23 protein-coding genes are annotated in these 20,789 nt (G+C 60.3%); 13 read left to right on the plus strand and 10 right to left on the minus strand.

Features of this window, described 5'->3' with window-relative positions; all coding sequences use genetic code 11:
• Positions 1-62: 62 nt before the first annotated feature.
• Positions 63-542, minus strand: a complete 480-nt coding sequence (locus tag SMD27_RS18410) for an anthrone oxygenase family protein (protein ID WP_320509897.1) — start codon at positions 540-542, stop codon at positions 63-65.
• Positions 543-751: 209 nt separating this feature from the next.
• Here SMD27_RS18410 and SMD27_RS18415 point away from each other — a divergent pair, with 209 nt between their 5' ends.
• Entirely contained in the window at positions 752-2,080 is a 1,329-nt protein-coding gene (locus tag SMD27_RS18415; protein WP_379990216.1) for a PQQ-dependent sugar dehydrogenase, read from the plus strand.
• 13 nt (positions 2,081-2,093) lie between these two features.
• Here SMD27_RS18415 and SMD27_RS18420 read toward each other — a convergent pair whose 3' ends face one another.
• Positions 2,094-3,005, minus strand: a complete 912-nt coding sequence (locus tag SMD27_RS18420) for a LysR family transcriptional regulator (protein WP_320509898.1) — start codon at positions 3,003-3,005, stop codon at positions 2,094-2,096.
• A 154-nt stretch (positions 3,006-3,159) separates the two neighbouring features.
• On the opposite strand from SMD27_RS18420, the gene SMD27_RS18425 reads away from it, so the two are divergent.
• Together SMD27_RS18425 and SMD27_RS18430 are read left to right on the plus strand one after the other, a co-directional pair.
• Positions 3,160-3,876: an SDR family NAD(P)-dependent oxidoreductase gene (locus SMD27_RS18425; protein ID WP_320509899.1), complete on the plus strand. Its 717-nt coding sequence runs from the start codon at positions 3,160-3,162 to the stop codon at positions 3,874-3,876.
• Positions 3,877-3,932: 56 nt separating this feature from the next.
• Positions 3,933-4,148 carry a tautomerase family protein gene (locus tag SMD27_RS18430; protein ID WP_320509900.1) on the plus strand — a complete coding sequence of 72 codons (216 nt, stop codon included), beginning with the start codon at positions 3,933-3,935 and terminating at the stop codon, positions 4,146-4,148.
• Between the two features lie 28 nt (positions 4,149-4,176).
• On the opposite strand, the gene SMD27_RS18435 is transcribed toward SMD27_RS18430, so the two are convergent.
• Positions 4,177-4,359 (minus strand): DUF1289 domain-containing protein, encoded by a 183-nt coding sequence (locus tag SMD27_RS18435; protein ID WP_320509901.1) that lies wholly within the window; start codon positions 4,357-4,359, stop codon positions 4,177-4,179.
• 203 nt (positions 4,360-4,562) lie between these two features.
• Here SMD27_RS18435 and SMD27_RS18440 point away from each other — a divergent pair, with 203 nt between their 5' ends.
• On the plus strand, positions 4,563-5,399 hold the full coding sequence (locus SMD27_RS18440; protein WP_320509902.1) for an aminoglycoside phosphotransferase family protein: 837 nt from the start codon (positions 4,563-4,565) through the stop codon (positions 5,397-5,399).
• Between the two features lie 640 nt (positions 5,400-6,039).
• On the opposite strand, the gene SMD27_RS18445 is transcribed toward SMD27_RS18440, so the two are convergent.
• Entirely contained in the window at positions 6,040-8,589 is a 2,550-nt protein-coding gene (locus SMD27_RS18445) for an excinuclease ABC subunit UvrA (RefSeq protein ID WP_320509903.1), read from the minus strand.
• An 87-nt stretch (positions 8,590-8,676) separates the two neighbouring features.
• Positions 8,677-9,570, minus strand: coding sequence for a LysR family transcriptional regulator (locus tag SMD27_RS18450; protein WP_320509904.1), 894 nt, complete (start codon positions 9,568-9,570; stop codon positions 8,677-8,679).
• Positions 9,571-9,686: 116 nt separating this feature from the next.
• Between SMD27_RS18450 and SMD27_RS18455 the strand changes: the two genes are divergently transcribed.
• Positions 9,687-10,523: an oxidoreductase gene (locus SMD27_RS18455; RefSeq protein WP_320509905.1), complete on the plus strand. Its 837-nt coding sequence runs from the start codon at positions 9,687-9,689 to the stop codon at positions 10,521-10,523.
• An 89-nt stretch (positions 10,524-10,612) separates the two neighbouring features.
• Here the strand turns inward: SMD27_RS18455 and SMD27_RS18460 are convergent, their stop codons facing one another.
• Positions 10,613-11,827 carry a hemerythrin domain-containing protein gene (locus SMD27_RS18460; protein WP_320509906.1) on the minus strand — a complete coding sequence of 405 codons (1,215 nt, stop codon included), beginning with the start codon at positions 11,825-11,827 and terminating at the stop codon, positions 10,613-10,615.
• 445 nt (positions 11,828-12,272) lie between these two features.
• Here SMD27_RS18460 and SMD27_RS18465 point away from each other — a divergent pair, with 445 nt between their 5' ends.
• The 3 genes from SMD27_RS18465 (at position 12,273) to SMD27_RS18475 (ending at position 13,630) form a co-directional block, all read left to right on the plus strand.
• On the plus strand, positions 12,273-12,773 hold the full coding sequence (locus tag SMD27_RS18465; protein ID WP_320509907.1) for a GNAT family N-acetyltransferase: 501 nt from the start codon (positions 12,273-12,275) through the stop codon (positions 12,771-12,773).
• An 84-nt stretch (positions 12,774-12,857) separates the two neighbouring features.
• Positions 12,858-13,013: a hypothetical protein gene (locus SMD27_RS18470; protein WP_320509908.1), complete on the plus strand. Its 156-nt coding sequence runs from the start codon at positions 12,858-12,860 to the stop codon at positions 13,011-13,013.
• Between the two features lie 164 nt (positions 13,014-13,177).
• Positions 13,178-13,630: a hypothetical protein gene (locus SMD27_RS18475; protein WP_320509909.1), complete on the plus strand. Its 453-nt coding sequence runs from the start codon at positions 13,178-13,180 to the stop codon at positions 13,628-13,630.
• 6 nt (positions 13,631-13,636) lie between these two features.
• On the opposite strand, the gene SMD27_RS18480 is transcribed toward SMD27_RS18475, so the two are convergent.
• Positions 13,637-14,908, minus strand: a complete 1,272-nt coding sequence (locus SMD27_RS18480; RefSeq protein ID WP_320509910.1) for a patatin-like phospholipase family protein — start codon at positions 14,906-14,908, stop codon at positions 13,637-13,639.
• Between the two features lie 270 nt (positions 14,909-15,178).
• Here SMD27_RS18480 and SMD27_RS18485 point away from each other — a divergent pair, with 270 nt between their 5' ends.
• Both SMD27_RS18485 and SMD27_RS18490 read left to right on the plus strand, forming a co-directional pair.
• Positions 15,179-15,682: a PRC-barrel domain-containing protein gene (locus tag SMD27_RS18485; protein ID WP_320509911.1), complete on the plus strand. Its 504-nt coding sequence runs from the start codon at positions 15,179-15,181 to the stop codon at positions 15,680-15,682.
• 210 nt (positions 15,683-15,892) lie between these two features.
• The gene (locus SMD27_RS18490; protein ID WP_320509912.1) at positions 15,893-16,558 is read left to right on the plus strand and encodes a hypothetical protein; all 666 of its coding nucleotides are present in this window, start codon (positions 15,893-15,895) and stop codon (positions 16,556-16,558) included.
• A gap of 5 nt (positions 16,559-16,563) precedes the next feature.
• On the opposite strand, the gene SMD27_RS18495 is transcribed toward SMD27_RS18490, so the two are convergent.
• Together SMD27_RS18495 and hisE are read right to left on the minus strand one after the other, a co-directional pair.
• The gene (locus SMD27_RS18495) at positions 16,564-16,833 is read right to left on the minus strand and encodes a hypothetical protein (RefSeq protein WP_320509913.1); all 270 of its coding nucleotides are present in this window, start codon (positions 16,831-16,833) and stop codon (positions 16,564-16,566) included.
• 13 nt (positions 16,834-16,846) lie between these two features.
• Entirely contained in the window at positions 16,847-17,245 is a 399-nt protein-coding gene (gene hisE, locus SMD27_RS18500) for a phosphoribosyl-ATP diphosphatase (protein WP_320509914.1), read from the minus strand.
• 238 nt (positions 17,246-17,483) lie between these two features.
• Here hisE and SMD27_RS18505 point away from each other — a divergent pair, with 238 nt between their 5' ends.
• From SMD27_RS18505 to SMD27_RS18515, 3 genes are all read left to right on the plus strand, one after another.
• Positions 17,484-17,696, plus strand: coding sequence for a con-10 family general stress protein (locus tag SMD27_RS18505; protein ID WP_320509915.1), 213 nt, complete (start codon positions 17,484-17,486; stop codon positions 17,694-17,696).
• Between the two features lie 82 nt (positions 17,697-17,778).
• The gene (locus SMD27_RS18510) at positions 17,779-18,576 is read left to right on the plus strand and encodes a DUF427 domain-containing protein (RefSeq protein ID WP_320509916.1); all 798 of its coding nucleotides are present in this window, start codon (positions 17,779-17,781) and stop codon (positions 18,574-18,576) included.
• 44 nt (positions 18,577-18,620) lie between these two features.
• Positions 18,621-19,097, plus strand: a complete 477-nt coding sequence (locus SMD27_RS18515) for a GFA family protein (RefSeq protein ID WP_320509917.1) — start codon at positions 18,621-18,623, stop codon at positions 19,095-19,097.
• Positions 19,098-19,334: 237 nt separating this feature from the next.
• On the opposite strand, the gene SMD27_RS18520 is transcribed toward SMD27_RS18515, so the two are convergent.
• Complete coding sequence (locus SMD27_RS18520) at positions 19,335-20,780, minus strand: efflux transporter outer membrane subunit (RefSeq protein WP_320509918.1); 1,446 nt, start codon at positions 20,778-20,780, stop codon at positions 19,335-19,337.
• Positions 20,781-20,789 lie beyond the last annotated feature (9 nt).

The raw sequence follows: 20,789 nt of genomic DNA on the forward strand, positions 1-20,789 counted from the left end.
GATCTCCCTCATGTCATCGCCGACATTGTAATCGCCGCATGACGGGAAAGGGAGTCGGGGGTCTACTGCAATGCGAGGATGAAACAGCCGGCGGCACCAGTCGGCGTGATGGTGCGCAGATGATTCCATCTGGTCCAGGCGGCGAGATAACGCGTCCAGACACCGGCGGCTTCAGCGCTCTCAGGAGCTTGCGCGGCCAGGATATTGTTTAACGGCACATTGAACATCATGGTGACGAGAATAACGCCGGCCAGATAAAGAGTGCTGCCGGCGAGCATCCAGGCGGAGGCTGCGCCCCTCCAATCGAGGAGTGCCAGCACGGCGCTCGCGAGGCAGAGCAAAGCGGTGCCGAAAAGCAGGCTCATGAACCAGGGCGTAACGGCAAGCAGATTGATCGATTGCATCGCGGCGATCCCTTGGGCCGGCCGCAATCTGGCCAGGGCCGGCATGACGAAAGTGGAAAAGGCGAAGAAGACGCCCGCAACGAGCCCGCAGCCCAAGGCATCCACGAAAGCAAAAGCAAAGGTCAAACTGCCCGTCATGCTGTCATCCTCCCATTATTCCATCTGTATTCCATCTGTCGGACCGGTCGTCGCGCATCTCACAGGCGCGCCCGGTGCATCCATCCATTTGCGGGCGGCAAGGTCCGTGTCAGATATCTCCAGCCGACATATTCGCCGACCGGTGGCCGGAACCGCTCTCTCCACCGAACGTTCTATGCGGAAGGGTTGCACGGAAAAAGGGTCTTGTCGTGAAATCGATCGCTAAAGCTTCGATGCTGATGATGGTGGCATTCCTGTTTTCCGCTTGCGACCATACGGCCGAATTGCCGGAAGACCGGACGACGGGCGCCGATCCCACCTTGCCGGAACCGACGAAGAGCTTGATCCCCACCGTGAATATCGCCCCGGCGGTGGGTTGGAAGAATGGCGGCAAGCCGATCCCGGCCGCGGATCTCATGGTGGAACCCTTCAGCGCCGGGCTCGATCATCCGCGCTGGATTTATGTGCTGCCCAATGGCGATGTGCTGGTGGCCGAAAGCGCCATGCCGCCGCAGCCCGAGGACAATACCGGCATCAAGGGCTGGTTTGCAGACATGGTGTTGAAGAAAGTCGGCTCCGCCGTTCCCAGCGCCAATCGCATTACCCTGCTGCGCGATACGGACGGCGATGGCAAGGCGGAGGTGCGCACCACTTTCCTCACGGGCCTGAACTCACCGATCGGCATGGCATTGGTGGGATCGGATTTCTATGTCGCCAATACCGATTCCGTCATGCGCTTCCCCTATCATGACGGCGATACGCAGATCACGGCGAAGGGCGAAAAGATCGCCGATCTGCCGGCCGGGCCGATCAATCATCACTGGACCAAGAATCTGATCGCCAGTCCCGATGGCAAGACGCTCTATGTCACCATCGGCTCAAACAGCAATGTCGGCGAGAACGGCATCGACAAGGAAACCAATCGAGCCGCCATTCTCAGCATCGATTTGACCGGCAGCGATCAGCAACCGAAGCTCTTTGCCTCCGGCTTGCGCAATCCCAACGGCCTGGCCTGGCATAAGGATAGCGGCGCGCTTTGGACCGTGGTGAATGAGCGCGATGAATTGGGCAGCGACCTCGTGCCGGATTATCTCACCCATGTGCAGGAAGGCGGCTTCTATGGCTGGCCCTATAGCTATTGGGGGCAGCATGTCGATGACCGTGTCGAGCCGCAACGGCCGGATCTGGTGGCGAAAGCCATCGTGCCGGATTACGCCCTGGGCAATCATGTCGCCGCGCTCGGCCTGACCTTCTCTTCGGGCAGTTTGCTGCCCGAAGGCTATCGCGATGGCGCTTTCGTCGGCGAGCACGGTTCGTGGAACCGGGAACCACCGAGCGGCTATGCCGTGGTCTTCGTGCCGTTCAGCGGTGGCAAGCCGTCGGGCAAGCCGGAAACGGTCCTGAGCGGCTTCGTCAATAGCGATGGCGATGCGATGGGCCGGCCGGTCGGTGTGGCCATGGCCAAGGATGGCGCGCTGCTGGTGGCCGATGATGTCGGCAATGTCATCTGGCGGGTCGCGCCGAAAGCGTCTGAATAGGCGAGTTCATCCGCTAAAGCTGAGCCAGGCGGGCGAATTCGGCTTTCAGCCGCGGGCCCGCGAAATCGACGAAGGCGCGCACCTTGGGGACGGAGAGCCGGCCTTCCGGCGCCAGCAGATGGACCGGCTGGGCATAGGTTTCGTCGCGCAGCACCACGACAAGGCGTCCGGCGCGCACCTCATCCGCCGCCTGATAGGAGAAGACCCGCGTGAGGCCATAGCCGTCGATCGCCGAGCCCAGAGCGGCCTCGACCGTATTGACCACCAGCCGGGGGGCGATCTTTACCTGTTGCGGCGGATCTTTTTCGATAGCCGGAGAAAAGGTCCAGCTATCCTGGCCGAAGCCCGTCATGGCGATGCAGTCATGCCTGGCAACATCGGCGGGCTGGGTGATCGGCGGCTTGCCCTTGAGATAAGCGGGTGAGGCGACGACGATGCGGCGGACATCGCCAACCCGCAACGCGATCAGGCTGGAATCCGGCAGATAGGCGATGCGCAGCGCCACATCGATCCCTTCATCCACCAGATTGACCTGGCGGTCGAGAAGCAGCAGCCGGGCGCGCAGGGCAGGATAGGCCGCGAGATAGGCATCGAGGATCGGCCGCAGCACGAGGGCGCCGCTCACCAGGGGACCGCTCACTGTCAGCAGGCCGCGCGGCGCCGCCGCTTCGCCCGCTGCGAGGAGATCCGCTTCTTCCAGTTCAGTCAGGATGCGGCGGCAGGCCTCCGCATAGCGTTCGCCGGCCTCGCTCAAGCGAATGGTGCGGGTGGTGCGATGCAGGAGCGGGGCACCGACATGGTCTTCGAGAAAGGCGATGGCGCGGGAAACCGCGGCTGGAGAGCGAGACAGGCGGCGGCCGGCGCCGGCCAGGCTGCCTTCCTCCAGCGCCGTCACGAATACCCGCATGGCTTCGATCCGGTCCATAAGCCTCCAGCTATTGTGCCGAAAAATGGAAGAGTGACTTCCGAATTTTGCGCATTCAGCCGTTTTACGCAAGAGCGTACCTTTTGTCCGTAGACGCGAGGTCGCGTCACCTCCTCACCGAGAGCGGGGAGATCCCAGGATAAAGAGGACCGCCATGACTGCCATCGAGAAGAAAGTCGCTATCGTTACCGGTGCGTCGCAGGGTATCGGCGCCGGCCTGGTCGAAGGCTTGCTGGAACACGGCTATAAGGTCGTCGCCAATTCGCGCAGCATCCGTCCCAGCAACCGTACCGATGTCATTAATGTCGCTGGCGATATCGCCAACCGGCAGGTTGCCGAAAGCGTCATCGAGACCGCGTTGCGCCAGTTCGGTCGCATCGACACGCTGGTGAACAATGCCGGTATCTTCGTCTCGAAGCCCTTCACGGATTATACCGATGCGGATTTCCGCAATGTGATGTCGGTGAATGTCGAAGGCTTCTTCCATATCTCGCAGCTTGCGGCGGCGCAGATGCTGAAGCAGGGCAGCGGTCATATCGTCAACATCACCACGACACTGGTCGATCAGCCACTTGCCGGCGTGCCGGCCGTGATGGCGGCGCTGACCAAGGGTGGGTTGGATGCCGTGACGCGCTCTCTCGCCATCGAATATGCCGATAAGGGCATCCGCGTGAATGCCGTTTCGCCCGGCATCATCAAGACGCCGATGCATGCACCGGCAACCCATGCCGCCCTGGCCAAGCTGCACCCGCTGGGCCGGATGGGCGAGATCAAGGACATCGTCGATGCGGTGCTCTATCTTGACCAGGCCGATTTCGTCACCGGCGAGGTGCTGCGTGTCGATGGCGGTCAGCACGCCGGCCGCTGGTGACCTGATCGCCGGCGGGGGAAAAGCTCCGCCGGCGATTGCCATTTGGGAGAGGGTCAATGCCTTACGTCAATATCAAGATTACCCGCGAAGGTGGAACGACGCCGCAGCAGAAAGCCAAACTGATCAAGGGCGTCAGCGAGTTGCTGCTGGAGGTGCTTAACAAGCCGCTCAATGCAACTTTCATCGTGATCGATGAAGTTGAATTGGAGGATTGGGGGGTAGGCGGCTTGCCGGTCGAGGAATATCGCAAGCAGGCGGGCGAAAAGAGCTGACTAACGAATGGCGCGTCCTGGCGACGGATCAGGGCGTCTTGCCACGCTCTTCAAGCTTATCCAGGCGATGCGGGAGATCGTGCTTGATCTCCTTGCGTCGCTTCTTGCTCGCTTTCTTCCATTCGCGGCATTCATCCTTGCTGCGCCCGCAGCCGATGCACCAGCCGGTCTTCTTGTCGAATTTGCAGATGTCGATACAGGGATTCTTCACGTTTCTCTCAATCAACCGGCCGTCACATATCCGCTTTATATGTAAACGGGCTTGAGGCCAGGCAAGTGGATCAGCCTTGCGCGCAATGCTTGGCATCATGCAAGGACGTGCATGATGAAGCGATCTATCCACAGGTTATTGTTCCGCTGGTTGATTCGACTGTTGCAGAACACATATCAGCACTTTAGGGATGGAGAATGCTGATGTTCGACGACTATCTGCGCCGTTGGCATCTGGCGCGGGACGGGTCGCCGATTCATACCCATAGCAGCGATCTGTTGCCTGTGCGCCGCGATCATATGCCGGCGATGTTGAAAATCGCACGTGAATCCGAAGAGCAGCGAGGTCCTATCGCGCTTGAATGGTGGGACGGCCTCGGCGCTGCGCGCGTCTTCGAGCGTGATGCACATGCCGTCTTGATGGAGCGCGCGATAGGCAGCCGTTCCTTGCCGGCGATCGCTTATGGCGGCGGCGATGATGAAGCGACCCGTATTCTCTGCGCCACCGCCGCGCTACTTCATGCGCCGCGCACGAAACCACCGCCGCTCGAGCTGGTATCACTCGAGACCTGGTTCGTTGCGTTATGGCCTTTGGCGGCGCATGGCAGGACGCCTTACCAGTCGCTATTACGACAATCGGCAGCCGCTGCCCGCCTGCTGCTGGACACGCCCCAGGAAGAGATTGTCCTGCACGGCGATTTGCATCACGGCAATGTGCTCGATTTCGGAACTGCGCGCGGCTGGCTCGCCATCGATCCCAAAGGGCTTTATGGCGAGCGTGGTTTCGACTTTGCCAATATCCTCTGCAATCCCGAACCGGAAGACGACAAGGAACCCGTGGCCCTGAGGCCGGGGCGGTTCGCACGGCAGATCGACATTATTCTCGACCTGACCGGGCTGGATCGTGCTCGCTTACTGCGCTGGGTACAGGCCTATGGCGGATTGTCGGCCGCCTGGTATCTCAATGATGGCGATGACGAGGAGGCACAATGGCCGCTGGCAATCGCGCGGTTGGCGGCGGATGAATTGGCTGGAGGATGATGGTGTTGTTTGGGACGAATCATTCCGAACCGTTTCCGGCCTGGCACAGCCTGTACAACAAACCAGGTTGTCACCCTGGGGCTCGACCCCAGGGTCCACGCGAGAAGCCGACTGCATTGTCCGAGAGGATTCCGGCAACATCGCAGGTGAAGGCGTGACTCGTCAGTCGCTCCGATGGACCCTCGGATCAAGTCCGAGGGTGACAAGCGGGGGGTGGCTGGCCTTGTGCGTCATTGATGGTGATCTATAACGGCCGGACGTCATAAGCATCGCACCAAACTAGGTTGTCACCCTCGGGCTTGACCCGAGGGTCCACGGGTGAGGCCAGGTACGATGTCAGATGCGAACGAGGGGCCGGTGCAATGAGGCAACGTTTCGTCAGTCGCTCCGATGGACCCTCGGATCAAGTCCGAGGGTGACAAGCGGGGAATGACTGGCGTGGTGCGACGTCATTGATGGCGATCTATAACGGCCGGACGTCATAAGCATCACCACGCCAAAGCCAGACAGGCTGTTATCAATCCGCTGGATAGCCATCGAACCATGCCGCACCAAGCAAGGTTGTCACCCTCGGGCTTGACCCGAGGGTCCACGGGTGAGGGCAGACTTGATGTGCGATGACGTTGCTGGCGTGGGCGCGCTAATTGTCCGACAGAAACGCGGCGAGATAAGGCGCGGTACGGCTGCCTTTAGTTTTGGCGACCTGGGCGACCGGGCCGGCGGCAATGACGCGGCCGCCTTCCTCGCCCGCACCGGGGCCGATATCGATCACCCAGTCGCTGCCGGCGACCACGCGCATTTCATGCGCCACGGCAATGACCGTATTGCCGGCTTCCACCAGGCCGTCGAGCTGCAGCATCAGTTTCTCGACATCGCTGTTATGCAGGCCGGTGGTCGGCTCGTCGAGCACATAGAGCGTGTCGCCGCGCTGGCCGCGCTGTAATTCGGTCGCGAGCTTAATGCGCTGTGCCTCGCCGCCGGAGAGTTCGGTCGCCGGCTGGCCGAGGCGGAGATAGCCGAGACCGACATCGCGCACGAAGGTGAGGGCACGGTGCAAAGGTGCTTCCTCGGCGAAGAATTCCCAGGCCGTATCCACCGTCATGTTGAGCACTTCGGCGATGTTCTTGCCGCGATACTGGATCTCCAAGGTCTTCTCGTTGTAGCGCGCGCCGTGACAGGCCGGGCAGGGAGCATAGACGCTGGGCAGGAAGAGCAGTTCGACCATGACAAAGCCTTCGCCTTCACAGGTCGGGCAGCGCCCTTTTGCGACATTAAAGGAGAAGCGGCCGGCATCGTAATGCCGCGCGCGGGCCTGCTTGGTGGCGGCGAAGAGCTTGCGCACATGATCGAAGAGGCCGGTATAAGTGGCGAGATTGGAGCGCGGCGTGCGGCCGATGGGCTTCTGATCGACCCGAACCAAGCGCTTCACATGTTCCATGCCGGCAAGGATGCGACCCTCAGCCGGGGCCTGTGGGCGATTTTCCAGCGCGGCCTCGCCGCTCTCCTCTTCGGCGGGCGTTTCCTGGCCGAGATGTTCGGCGACCAGTTCCACCAGGGCCTGGCTTACCAGGCTGGATTTGCCGGAGCCGGAAATGCCGGTGACGCTGGTGAAGACGCCGAGCGGGAAGGCAACGTCGAGACCATGCAGGTTGTTGCGGGTGACGCCGCCCAGCTTCAGCCAGCCGCTGGGTTGGCGCGGGTTGCGCGTCGGTAAAGGCGCTTGGTGGAAGAGATGCCGGCGCGTCTGGGAGGTCTCGATCTTCTTCAGCCCATCCAACGGACCGCTATAGAGAATGGTGCCCCCATGTTGGCCGGCGGCGGGGCCGACATCGACGACCCAATCGGCATGGCGGATGACATCGAGATCGTGCTCGACGACGAAAAGCGAATTGCCGGCGGCCTTCAACTGGTCCAACGCCGTAAGCAACGATTCCGTATCGGCCGGATGCAGGCCGGCGGAAGGCTCGTCAAGCACATAGACGACGCCGAAGAGGTTGGAGCGCACTTGCGTTGCGAGACGCAGGCGTTGCAATTCGCCGGGCGACAGGGTCGGGGTGCTGCGTTCCAGAGCGAGATAGCCGAGGCCGAGATCAAGGATCACTTTCAGCCGGCTGACGAAGTCCTCGGCGATGCGCTGGGCGACCTTGGCGCGCTCGCCATGATCCATTGCCATTTTCGCGAGATCCGGCGCGCTGCCATCGGCATAAGGCCGCAGCAGCTCGCCGAGCTTGGCCAGCGGCAGGCGGGCGATTTCGGCGATGTCGAGGCCGGCGAATTTTACCGAAAGGGCTTCGCGGCGCAGCCTTTTGCCATCGCAAAGCGGGCAATCGCTATGCACCATATATTGCGAGACGCGCTTCTTCATCAGCGCGCTTTGCGTGGTGGCGAAGGTATGCAGCACATAGCGCCGGGCGCCGGTGAAGGTGCCCTGATAGCTCGGCTCCATCTTGCGCTTCAGCGCGCGGCGTACCTCATCCGGCTCGAAACCGGCATAGACCGGCACGACCGGCTGTTCGTCCGTGAAGAGCAGCCAGTCGCGATCTTTCTTCGGTAGCTGGCGCCAGGGCTTGTCGATGTCATAGCCGAGCGTGACGCAGATATCGCGCAGGTTCTGGCCATGCCAGGCCGGCGGCCAGGCGGCGATGGCGCGTTCGCGGATCGACAGCGTATCATCCGGCACCATCGACTTCTCGGTGACGTCATAGATGCGCCCCAAGCCGTGGCATTTGGGGCAGGCGCCGGCCGGCGTATTGGGGGAGAAGGCTTCCGCCTCAAGATGCGGCTGGCTGCGCGCATAGGTGCCGGCGCGCGAATAGAGCATCCGCAGCAGATTCGAAAGCGTGGTGACGCTGCCGACCGACGAGCGGGTCGTCGGCGCGCCGCGCTGCTGCTGCAAGGCGACCGCGGGTGGCAGACCGTCGATCTCATCGACCTCCGGCACCGACATCTGATGAAACAAGCGCCGCGCATAAGGCGAGACGGATTCGAGATAACGCCGCTGCGCCTCGGCATAGAGCGTGCCGAAAGCGAGCGAGGATTTGCCCGAGCCGGAGACGCCGGTGAAGACCACCAAAGCATCGCGCGGGATCTTCAGATCGACATTCTTCAGATTATGCTCACGCGCGCCCCGCACGTGGACGAAACCGTCATCGGTCGAAGAGAGATATCGAGATGTGCCGGCCTTGTTCATGGTGCCTTCATATCCGTGACGAATTGCGCAGGACGATAGGGCGCCCCGTCTAGCATGGCCGTGCCGGGCTCGCCAGATACCTGTGGATCACAGCTTCGTCGTCTTGACAAAATCGACAAAGGCGCGCAAGGCAGCGGGCAACTGGCGGCGGCCGGGGTAATAGAGGAAGAAGCCCGGATAATAGGGGCACCAGTCTTCCAACACGCGCACCAGCCGGCCTTCGGCGAGGTGATGCTGCACCAGCCCTTCGAAGACATAGGCGACGCCGGCACCGTCCAGCGCGGCATCGACCATCAGATCCTGATCATCGAGGGTGAGCGGCCCGTCGACCTCGATCTCCAGCTCGGTGCCGCCGCGTTCGAATTCCCAGCGATAGAAGCGGCCGCCCGCGAAGCGATAGCGGATGCAGGGCAGGGACAGCAAATCGCGTGGATGTTTGGGCATGTCCCGGGTTTTGAAATAATCCGGTGAAGCGATGATGGCGGTGCGCTGGCGCGGCCCCAGCGGCACCGCGATCATGTCGCCGGCGATGGATTCGCCGAAGCGCACGCCTGCATCGAAGCCGCCGGCAACGACATCGACAAAGCCGTCATCGACGATGATGTCGACCGTCACGTCGGGATAAGCGCGCAGGAAGCGTGTGACCATCGGCAGCAGGACGAGTTCGGCGGAGGTCTTCGCGGCGTTGATCCGGAGCGCGCCGACCGGTGCGCCGCGGAAATTGTTGAGGTCCTCCAGCGCGTCACTGATGTCGCGAAAGGCCGGCGTCACCCGGTTGAACAGGCGCTCGCCGGCTTCCGTCAAAGCGACGCTGCGGGTGGTGCGGTTGACCAGGCGCAGGCCGAGCCGCTCCTCCAGCCCGCGCAGGGCATGGCTGAGGGCCGAGGCGGTGAGGCCGAGTTCCGTTGCCGCCTTGCGGAAGCTGCGATGGGTGGCAACGGCCAGGAAAACCGACAGACCCGCCGGGTCGATCCGCTTCATTAATGAAAAATCCTCATTGGTTCGTTGATAATCTACGGGATTTTTTCATCAGAAGCCAGAGGATAGCTTCTTCCCATGGCGCCGCGCTGGGCGGGCCAAAGACTAAGGAGGACATCATGCGCGTTTGGTTCATTACGGGAGCGTCCCGCGGTTTCGGTGCGTTGATCACAGCGGAAGCATTGGCAGCAGGGGATGCCGTGGTGGCCACCGCCCGCGATCCCAAAGCCATCGACAAGCGCTTTGGCGAACATCCCAATCTGCTGGCGGTACAACTCGACGTCACCAAGGAAGACCAGGCCCAGGCGGCTGTCGGCGCCGCGCTGAAGAAATTCGGCCGCATCGATGTCCTGCTCAACAATGCCGGCTATGGCCTGCTGGGCGCGGTGGAGGAATCCAGCGCGTCGGAAGTCGAGCGGCTCTATGCCACCAATGTCTTCGGCCTGCTGAATGTCACCCGTGCCGTCCTGCCGCAGATGCGCCGCCAGCGCTCCGGCCATGTGATCAACATTTCCTCGATCGGCGGTTACTCGGCCTATGCCGGCTGGGGCGTCTATGGCTCGACCAAGTTCGCTGTCGAAGGCATCACGGAGGCGTTGGCGATGGAATTGGCGGCACTCGGCATCAAGGCGACGGTGGTGGAGCCGGGTTTCTTCCGTACGGATTTTCTGGATGAGCAATCGCTGGTGAAGACGGCCCAGGTGATCGAGGATTACGACGAGACGGTCGGCACCATGCGCCGCATCGCAGCCGATGCCAATCATGCCCAGCCGGGCGATCCCACGAAGTTCGCAAAGGGGATGATCGCCATGGTGTCATCGGCGAACCCGCCTTTGCGCATGCCCTTCGGCAGTGACACGCTGCAACGGATTGCCCAGAAGAACGCGCAGGTCGACGCCGAAGTCGCAGAGTGGCGTGACCTCGCCGTGTCGACCGATTTCGGCGCTCAATCATAAATGAAGGAGCAGAATCAAGAAGCGGCCGGGAAACAGGTTCCCGGCCGCTCCGTCAGGGTGTGTATCGTTCAGATTAGGCTAAAGCGATGTTACCGGTTGCGCCAGCCGCGCCGCGAGGCTTCGGAATGGCCTTCCGGATCACCGAACCAACCGCCCTGGCTTCCGCCACGGCCGCGCGAGCTACGACGATCATCGTCGTCATCCTCATAGCGGCTGCTGCTGCGAGACCGGGTTCCCTCGCGTTCACGGGTTTCCCAGCCACGACGTGCCGCTTCCGCATGACCACGCGGGTCTCCATGCCAGCCGCGGCCTTCGTCCTCATCGTCCTCTTCATAACGGCTGCCGCCGCGCGAGCGAGCAGAACTGCGGCCGCGATAATCGTCGTCCTCATCCTCGTAGCGGCTGCTGCTACGGGAACGCGAGCGTGAACCGCGGTCATCGTCATCGTCTTCATAACGTGATGACCCGCGTTCTTCCCACCCACGGCGCGATGCCATGGAATGGCCGCGAGGATCGCCGAACCAGCCACCCTGGCCCCGGTCGCGCGATCCGCGATCGTCGTCATCATCTTCGTCCCGACGTGAGGAATAGCGGGAGCTCGAACCGGACCGGCTGCGCGCAGCCATCGAGTGACCCTCGGAATCTCCGTGCCATCCGCGACCGCCACCGCGACCGCGATCGTCATCTTCGTCATAGTCTCTGCTGCGCGACGAATAACGGCTGCCCCGATCGTCATCGTCGTCAGTGAATCGGCCCATTTCGTCGCGGCGTCGATAATTCGATTGTCTGGCCATGATGTTATACTCCTGATTGCGTCCTTGTTGGGCGAGGACTTCAAGATGAAGCGATTGGGGAGCTTGCGGTTCCAGCTCGTCGGCTTCTGCTTCTGCCATGAGTTCCTGCTTGCGTGTAGCAATGCGCTGACCCAGGGCTTTCATGTCGACGCCCGTCTTCCGGGCATTGGCGAAGATCCCATCGCTTCGTTTTTCCTCTTCGCCGACATGATGTTTGACATATTCGCCCAAGACTTTGACCTTGGCGTCGTACATGTCCGATCCCGGCGTCCCATTCTCCAATTCGCTGATGAGAATCTTGGTGGCGTCGTGCTCCACCTGCGCTTCGTCGAGCATTTCTTCCTCGACATCCTGCTGACGGCAGGCCGGGTAGAAGATCTCTTCCTCGAGCAGCGTATGAACGGTAAGCTCCGTGCAGATCTGCTGGGCGATCTTCTGCTTCTGCTCGTTATCGGGAGCGGACTCGTACTGGGTGAATAAATTCTCCACCTTGCGGTGATCGGCCTTCAAAAGCTCGATTGCATCCTGCGAACCTTGGCTCGTGCCCTGGTTTCCTGATGTTGCGGTGATTGCCGCTGTGGTTGCCGAAGACTGGCTCGTTTGGCGCCCTCCGGTTCGCTTTGCATTTTTGGTCTTTGCTGACGTCTTTGACGCTTTCATGGAAAGCCACCTTTGATCGTCTGGATTTCGCGGAAAGTGGCGCTTTGAGAAAGAACCACTACGCCCTCAACTGCCATCTCTATTGATTGTTCCCTCATACGGGGGAGAAAAATAGATGCAGTCAGAGATGGGTTTCTTCTGTTTGATGAAGAGTATCAAACATGCGCAACAGGAGATTGATGACAAGCAGCGAGAATGCCTATGATTGCCGGCGCTTTTTGTACGGCGACGCTTCATACAACCTGAGCGAACCCGACAGAGTTACGTCGAAATGGCGAGATCGAGGAAGCGGACAATGGCCGAACAAACAATGCCAGCTATCACCATGAGACCGGCGATCGCAACGGACCATGAAAACCTGCGCGTCGCTCTGGTCGCGTTGCAAGAATACGAACGATTACTACATGACACACGATTGCCCGCAGAGACATTCGTTGACCGGTATCTTCGCTGGATGCTGCAGCAGGTAAGCGAGCAAAACGGTCTTTGCCTGATCGCGGAAGCCGATAATGCTTTTGCCGGTTTCGTTGCCGGTTGGATCGAACGCATGGAGTGGATGGTCGAAACGGCGGATTCGACGGTCTATGGGTACATTTCGGACATTTTCGTCCTGCCCGACTGGCGAGGGCAGCGCGTCGCGACGCGGTTGTTGGACGCGGCAGCGGCGCATATGCGCGATCGGGGCATGGCCAGGCTGCGGATCGGCTTGTTGTCCAACAATGTCGCGGCTATCGCCGCCTATCGGTATGCCGGTTTCCAGCCCTACGAGATGACGATGGAGAAAGCGCTGCGCTGAGTTCCGGTGCTTGCCCGCCATTGGTTGTGAAGCCCGCTACGGTTGTCCCAAGCTGGGCTCGCCGGGCTTAGCGAGGGGACCGCTATGGGCAAGGGTTTGCGACTGATGATCGTGAGCATCGTCATCACAGCGATCTTTGCGAATCTATGGCTAGGCGGAGCGATGGGGCAGGACCAGTCGCAGGACCAATCACAGGGCAAAGCCGGGGTGACGGTCGCCGCAGCCGGAGATTTTCTCTAGGCTGCGGGATTGCAAAGGTGTGAGGTCAGCGAAATCGACCCCTTCGTCGCGCAGTCCAATGGTGCGATCAAATCCTTCAGCATCGGCGTGGCGGAAAATTGTGCCGATTAGTACCTAGCATCGGCGCCTTGAACGGCTGGTTCTTGATGCAGCGATAGATTCCGATGACGGCGGCCCGCGACGGGCTAATGCCGGAATCCCTCGGCAGGCTCAACGACCATGGCGTGCCGGGCAGCGCATTGATCGTCTCCAGCAGCCCGGTCTCCCTGCTGATCGTGATGAATTTTCGTGGCGGGCTGGTCGATGCCTTCCAGGTGATCATCCAGGTCGGGACAATACGGCGCTGGTTCCCTATGTTTTCTGTGCATCCGGCCTGTTGCAGCTCATCGTGGATCGTCGCGCTGTCTTTCCGCCGAGTGCGGTATTGTTGGCGATCATCGCCATCATCGCCTTTATTTTCACGCTCTGGGCGCTTTACGGTTCACGCCGGGAACAGTGTTCTAGGGCTTTCTGGTGCTGGTGGCCGGTATTCCCATGCATACCTGGCGCAAATGGCGCAACAAGCTGGCCATGGCAAGACGGAATGCGTGATTAGCATGTGCGTGTCCTGGAATTAGCGATCGCTACGGTCGATAGCCGGGCGGCAGGCGACGCCACTGGATTCCACCCATCGCCATTTTTTCCCCGAAATTGAATTCGCGGATCATTTCCTGCTGGTTGAACTGTTCCATCGTCAAGGGGACATAGGTTTTGGGAATGGCGATGTAGCGCAGTTCCAGCTCGCCACCGAGATCGCCGACATAGAGACGATAGAGGTCGTTTATGCCCGAAACCTTCAGCAGCGTATTGATCGAATGCATCGAGATATCGGCAAGCGATCGCTTGACAATCTCGGGCTTCGGCGTGATCCAACCGTTGCGGATGACATAGAGGCGCTGCACTGCCGGCTTCTGCCAATCTGGATGCGCCTCGTGCACGATCTCCTTGATGTTGATCTGGTTGCCGACGAAGAAGGATTGGGCGAAGACGCCGCCATCGACATGCATTTCGTCGCGCTGCTTGCCGTCGATTGTGACCTTGAGCATGACCGGCGGGAAAATGGTGGGAATGGAGGCGGAAGCAATGAGGACGTTGCGGAAAAGCTTCAGCCGATCCTTCGACTTGCTGCTGGCGATGGCGCCCATATCCCAGATCACCGGCTGTTCGCGATCGAGATCGGTGGTGAGGACGAGAAGGCGTCGGCCTTTGGCATGTTCGGCGGCGATGCGATCCAGCATTTTGTCATCGACGAAACCGGAAACAAGTTCCTGGAAAGGTTTGTTGTCGCTGAGCGATTCCGCCCAGATCAGGGCAAAAAGATCATGCGCGATCGCGATATGCTCCGCCGAGATGGTGGTATAGGCTTTCTTCAGTTGCTCATCGTAATCGGGACCGAGAAACGCAAAGGGCGCGATCAGCGAGCCGGTGCTGACACCGGTGACAATCTTGAATTGCGGCCGGCCGCCATGTTTGCTCCAGCCGTTCAACAGGCCGGCGCCGAAAGCCCCATCCGATCCCCCGCCGGATACTGCGAGGTAATTGTAGATCGGCACGCCATCCGGGCTGAATTCGTAATTGTCCGGTGTCTCATTCAAATAGGCCCGATCGAGCGCGAGGGGGATCTCGCTGCTCGGTTTATCGAGTTCGCCGCCAATCGGATAATAGCGCACGTGATCGAAGCCATCGGGCTGTATCGGCATTCCGGTGGGTGGGGCCGGGTCACGCAACAACTCGGCGCATCCCGCCAGAAACAGCAAAGCGACGATGAGGGGTGTGCACGTCTTCAAGCGTAAGTGCGAATGATGCTTGGCGATTGCCATACGCCGTGATGCGCTGCGGCAGGTCGTCTTTATCATGACTGTCCCCCTTGGCTATGCGTCTTCCAGGTTAATTGATGGACCAGCGTAAAACTAGCCCGCTCCGCCTGGACGGTGTTCGACCACCGCACAGCGAAAAGTTCCTGTGATTGACAACCTTGTGAGGCATGGAACCCCGGCGCGCGTAGGCGGTTTGGTCAACATGGGGTGGTCGATGGGGAGCAGGCCCGTCAGCACGTTCCGATCGGCCGGTTCCGGTCCATCGACACGCCCCAAGCGAGTTTTTCTGGAGGGAATAAGGAGAGCGACATGAAACGCGAACTGTTAATGAGCGGTGTGGTTGCTTGTATGTTGGCGGTGACACCGGCAATGGCGCAGAGCACCAATGATACGAACCAACCGGCAACGCAGGCGCCGGCAGCAACGGCACCGGCAGTGCCGGCCGATCAGCAGCCCAGTGCTGCGAATGAAACCAAGACCAACGATGCCACGACCGATGTGTCGAAAGGCGCAGCAACCGCGATGAAGAATACCGATGGCACGCTGAATGCCAGCCAGATCATCGGCCTCAAGGTGACGGATGCGCAGAACAATTCCGTCGGAAAGGTCAGTGAAGTGCTGATGGGCGAAAACGGTCGGGCCGAAGGCGTCGTGGTCGATGTCGGCGGTATCCTGGGCGTCGGCTCACATCCGGTCCGGTTGGGCTGGAAGGATCTCAAGCTGTCAGAAAAGGACGGCAAGGCCACGGCGAGCGTGAATATCTCGTCTGACGAACTGAAGGCCATGCCGGCTTATAAGACAGCTGCCGATTAAAGGCACTGCGTCATCGGGCGATACGATCGTCCATTGAAGAGGCGGCGGGGAATTTCCCGCCGCCTTGTTTTTTGGTTCGCCCCTGTGGAAAGTAAGTTCGATTCTTGCGGAATTAGTGCTTCGCTTCGCTAATGGTTGCTTAATTCCCCCTCGCCAAAAATAGCCCCAGTGATTAATGATGCGGGCGTTACAGGTTTGGGCGGAATCATCATGAAGCGAAGCGAAGTACGGAAGGGCGGGCAGGCGGATACCCAGCGTGCCGTGAACCAGCGGGCAGCGAATATGGCGCGTCTGGCCTTCGGCCTGGTATTGGGCTGTTTAGTCGCAGCTACGGCGGAGGCCGATGTGCCGGCACATTTGCAGATGTCGACTGCGTCGTGGGACGATAGAGACGCCGACGGCAAGGAAGTCCAGGGCCATGCCTCTTTTCGTACCGGTAGTGGGGCGCTGCGCCAATGCGATGGTAAGAGCGAGGTCGTGGCCATCCGTTTTAACCGCCGTACCGCGCCGCTGATCAATCAAGTCCAATCAGGTCGCCCGCTTGATCTCGCCCAGCAGGTCAAGGCCGCGGTGACCGACGGCCTGCGTAAAACGGTCTGCGATGCGAAAGGTGATTTCCGCTTTGAGAGCATGGCGGCCGGCTTCTGGTACGTCTGGACCCAGCTCCCCCTAGCGGCGTCCGAGCCGGCTGCGAATACCAAGACGATCGCCGAGACGACGATCGGCACCACCTTCTTGATGGACAGTGCATCGGCGACGAAGACTGCCACCGGCGTTCTCGCCACTTTCGTTGTGGTTTCGTCGGGGAAGACGAATGACGTCGATCTGTCTGCGGATGTCGTGAAGCTCTGGCCGACCTGGACCGAGACACGCTAGCCGCGTTACTTGTCGATGAACTTATGGAAACGGCTCAATTTGCCGTCGGCCGTCTTTTCCTGATAGAGAAAATTGAGCCTGTTCTTATCGAACGTGCGGAAGAAGTCGTCCCAGCTGATTTCTTCGAGACCTTCCTCAGGTTCGCCGAAATCGATCCTCAACAGCCCGCCGCCTTGTTTGTCCGCAGTCGCCGCCAAGCGGGACGGTCGGCCCTTGCGTTCTTCCACCCAGGAGCGGATGACGTCGTGATCGGTCGTCGTCTTGCCCTCGCTCATGCCAGATCCTTTCTTAGAGTTTCTCGGCCAAGCCGCGCGCCTTCTCGCGGCGTCGCATTTCATTCCAGACGTCGTCAGGCGTGACCCCGGTCTCGTTCCAGAGAACGACCAGGTGATAAAGTAAATCGGCGCTTTCGCAGACGACAGCCTCACGATCCTCGCCGATAGCGGCGATCACCACTTCGACCGCCTCCTCCCCAACCTTCTGCGCCACTTTCAGGCGCCCTTTCCGAAGCAATTTCGCTGTCTTCGTGTCGTTCAGCGCAATCCTCGACTTGCCGGCGCCGGTCGCGTCCCGCTGCAGAGGTCTGGTAGAGGCAGTTTTCCCGTCGCGGCCGCCATGTCCTTCCCCGGTATGAAGCGCCGACACTTCGTGAACCGCTCGATAAAGTCTTTGAAGCTGTTCGGTCATTCTGTTCGCAGGCAGAGGAGCGATGACTGTCTGCCTGTCCTTTCTCTGTTAACTCTTGAGCGCAACAGCTCCCTATCAGCGAAAGTTCCCGGCCAGGGAGCGTCACACCCGTGTGAGGTTCCGGATCACAAATTTATGTTCGGAGTCGCTTTGCTTTTCATTCCCCAAGCGGAACGCAGCCGACGATAGTTGGTTACTAAGATCCAGCGGCGTGATGATCGCAAGGAGGAGCATCGCTATGACTCAAGAGAAAAGGGGATTTGCCGCGATGGATGCGGATAAGCGGCGTGAGATTGCCAGCAAGGGCGGCAGCGCCAGCGGCGGCAATTTCAAGAACGATCCGCAACGCGCGGCCGCTGAAGGGCGCAAAGGGGGGCGTGAAAGCGGCGGGAATTTTGCCCGGGACCGCAACCGTGCGGTAGAAGCGGGACGGAAGGGTGGCCGCGCGTAAGCTATCCGCGCGAAAGTAAAAATCGGTGGTGGCCTGCTGCCTCCAGACTTAAGATCGTCGTTTACGATTAAGGAGGCAGGTCATGGCAAATGGCACCATGGCGCCGGAGAGGGTCAAAACGATCCTGTTCGAGCCGACGCCACGCCGATTGCGCGTGGAAGTGGAAAAGACAGTCGTCGCCGACACGATCCGCGGCATGATCCTCATCGAAAGCGGACATTTGCCGGTCTACTATTTTCCCCGGGCCGACGTGCGCTTCGATCTTCTGGAAGAATCCTCACGGACAACTCACTGCCCTTATAAAGGAGAGGCGGCCTATTGGCACCTTATTCTGGGCGCGCGGAAGATCGAGGATGCGGTCTGGGGCTATCCGAGGCCTGTAGCAACTGCGCCCGGTTATGAGCCACCCCAAGGCCCCACCGCTGAAAGCCTGTCGGAATATGTCGCCTTTTATTGGAACAAGGTCGATCACTGGTATGAGGAAGACGAAGAGGTTTTCGTACATCCACGCAATCCCTATAAACGTGTCGATGCCATCGCCAGCAGACGGCGTGTCGAGGTGATCATCGGGGGCGAAATGGTGGCGACGTCGACCAATGCCATCTTCCTGTTCGAAACCGGCGTGCCTGTTCGGTATTACCTGCCCCGCGAAGACGTAAGGCCGAGCGTCTTGCAATCCAGCGAGACGCATAGCCGTTGCCCGTATAAGGGTATCGCCAGCTATCATCGCGTCGTCGTCAACGGTAAGGATTATGGCGATCTCGCCTGGTATTATCCCGATCCCCTCCAGGAAGCCTATCGCATCAAGGATCGCATCGCCTTCTACAACGAAAAGGTCGATGCCATAAAAATCGAGGGCATCGAACAACCGAAACCGTAGACGCGGTGGTCATAGGACAGGCGCGGGCGTCAGGAGAGGTGATCATGAAGCTCGAAGGTTCGTGTTATTGCGGGGCCGTCAAATTTACCGTCAAGGCTTATGCCCCGGTGCCCTTTCTACGATGCTATTGCTCCATTTGCCGCAAGACCGCCGGTGGCGGTGGCTATGCGATCAATCTCGGCGCCAAAGCTTCGACGCTGAAAGTGAAGGGCGAGGAACATATCTCGGTTTTCCACGCGGTCATTAACGGAGAGAAGAGTTCCGGCCAACGGCGTTTTTGCAAGCATTGCGGCACCGCGCTTTGGGTCTGGGATCCACAATGGCCGGACCTCATCCATCCCTTTGCCAGCGCCATCGACAGCGACCTGCCGGAACCGCCGGAGACCGTCCATATGATGCTGGGTTCCAAGGCGAATTGGGTCAAGCCGCAGATCGGCAAGGGCGACGAGAAGTCCGATACCTATCCCAGCCAGTCGTTGGAGGACTGGCACAAGGCGCATAACCTGCTGGAGAAGGCTTAGGCGCATATCGCTTCTGCCACGCTTATCAGACAGCTTGCCCGGCCCTCGCCATGGACCCTCGGATCAAGTCCGAGGATGACAAGCGTCTGTGTTGTCGATGCCCTGCGATGGACGGCAACATCGTCGGATAACATCGCCAATAATCATCGCACCGCACCAACCACCAACAAGGTTGTCACCCTCGGACTTGACCCGAGGGTTCATGGTTGCGGCTGAAGAACGTCGCTTGAATGGCTGTCACTGCGCCGAAGCGAGCGTGTCCGGCAGTTTGGTGTCGCCGCCCAGGGCCTGGTAGAGGGTCACATGGTTGACCAGGCGGTTGTAGTAGTTCTCCGCCACGGCGACTTCCGCGGCGCGGCGCGATTCCTGGGAATCCAGCCAATCCTTCAACGGGACGGCGCCGGCGCGGTAGCGCAGTTCATACAATCTTTCGGTTTCCCTTGCGGCAGCCAGCGCCTCTTGCAGCTTCTCGCCCTGGGCAGCGAATTGGGCGCGCGCCGAGAGGGCATTCTCGACATCGCCGAGGGCACTGTAGAGCGCCTGGCGATAGGTGACGACGGCAGCCTTGAATTCTTCCTTCGATACTTTGATGTCGAGGAGCATCTTATTGATTTCGAGGAAGGGCAGGGTGATGCCGGCACCCAAGGCACCGATCGGGTTCTTCATGATATCGGTCAGGGCGATGCTGCTGCTGCCGAGTGAGCCGGTCAGCGAGATGGTCGGCAGATAGCTGAGCTTCGTCGCATCGGCATCCGACAGGGTCTCACGCAAGCGCAATTCCGCCGCCTTGATATCGGGGCGGCGCGCCAGGAGATCGGCCGGGATGCCGGCCTCGACCGGGGGCAGCGCATTCTTCGGCAGGCTCTGCGGATTGGCCTCGATCACATTGGGCGGGCCGTCGAACAGGATGGCCAGCGCATTATAGGCCTCGACACGCTGCTGGATCAGCTGCGTATGGGCGGCCTGCTGCGCGGCAAGATTCTGTTCTGCCTGCTTCATCTCCAGCGAGGAAACACCACCGGCGCCATATTGCACCTTGACGAGGTCGAAGGTCTTCTGGGCATAGGCGATGCTCTCTTCGCTGAGGACGATGCGTTCATTGAGGAAGCCGATCTGCCAGTAGAGATCGACGGTGGTGCCGATCAAGGTCAGCGCCGTGCTCTCGCGATCTTCCTCGGTTGCCTGGGCCTCCCAATCGGCGGCGTCGCGCAGGCTGCTGATGCGGCCCCAGAGGTCGAGCTCGTAGCTGACATTGCCGGAAGCTGCATAGGACCAATCCGTATGGGTCGGCTTGCTGAGATGCGAGGTGCGCTCGGCGCTGCCATCGGCGCTCAGCACGGGGAAAAGATCGTTCTCCGCCAGGCCAACTTGCAATTGCGCCTGGCGCACGCGGATCGTTGCGGCAGCGAGATCGTTATTTCTCGCCAGAGCCTTCTCCACCAGCGCATTCAAGGTCGGGTCGTTGAAATTGCGCCACCAATGATCGTTGAGCGGCATTGAACGGATGTCGCCGCCGGTGAGGCTGGCTTTGGTCACGCCGGTCTCGGTAACACCGGGCGCCTGCTGAGTCCACTGGCCGGGCATGTTGACCTGAGGCTGCTGGTAGTCGGTTTGCAAGAGGCCGCATCCGGCAAGGAGCAGGAGCGAGGCGATCAGGCCGCTATAACGCAGATGTTTCTTCATGGTCAGTCT

The sequence above is a fragment of the Dongia soli genome, from assembly GCF_034044715.1.
In the GTDB taxonomy this organism is placed as follows: Bacteria; Pseudomonadota; Alphaproteobacteria; order Dongiales; family Dongiaceae; genus Dongia_B; species Dongia_B soli.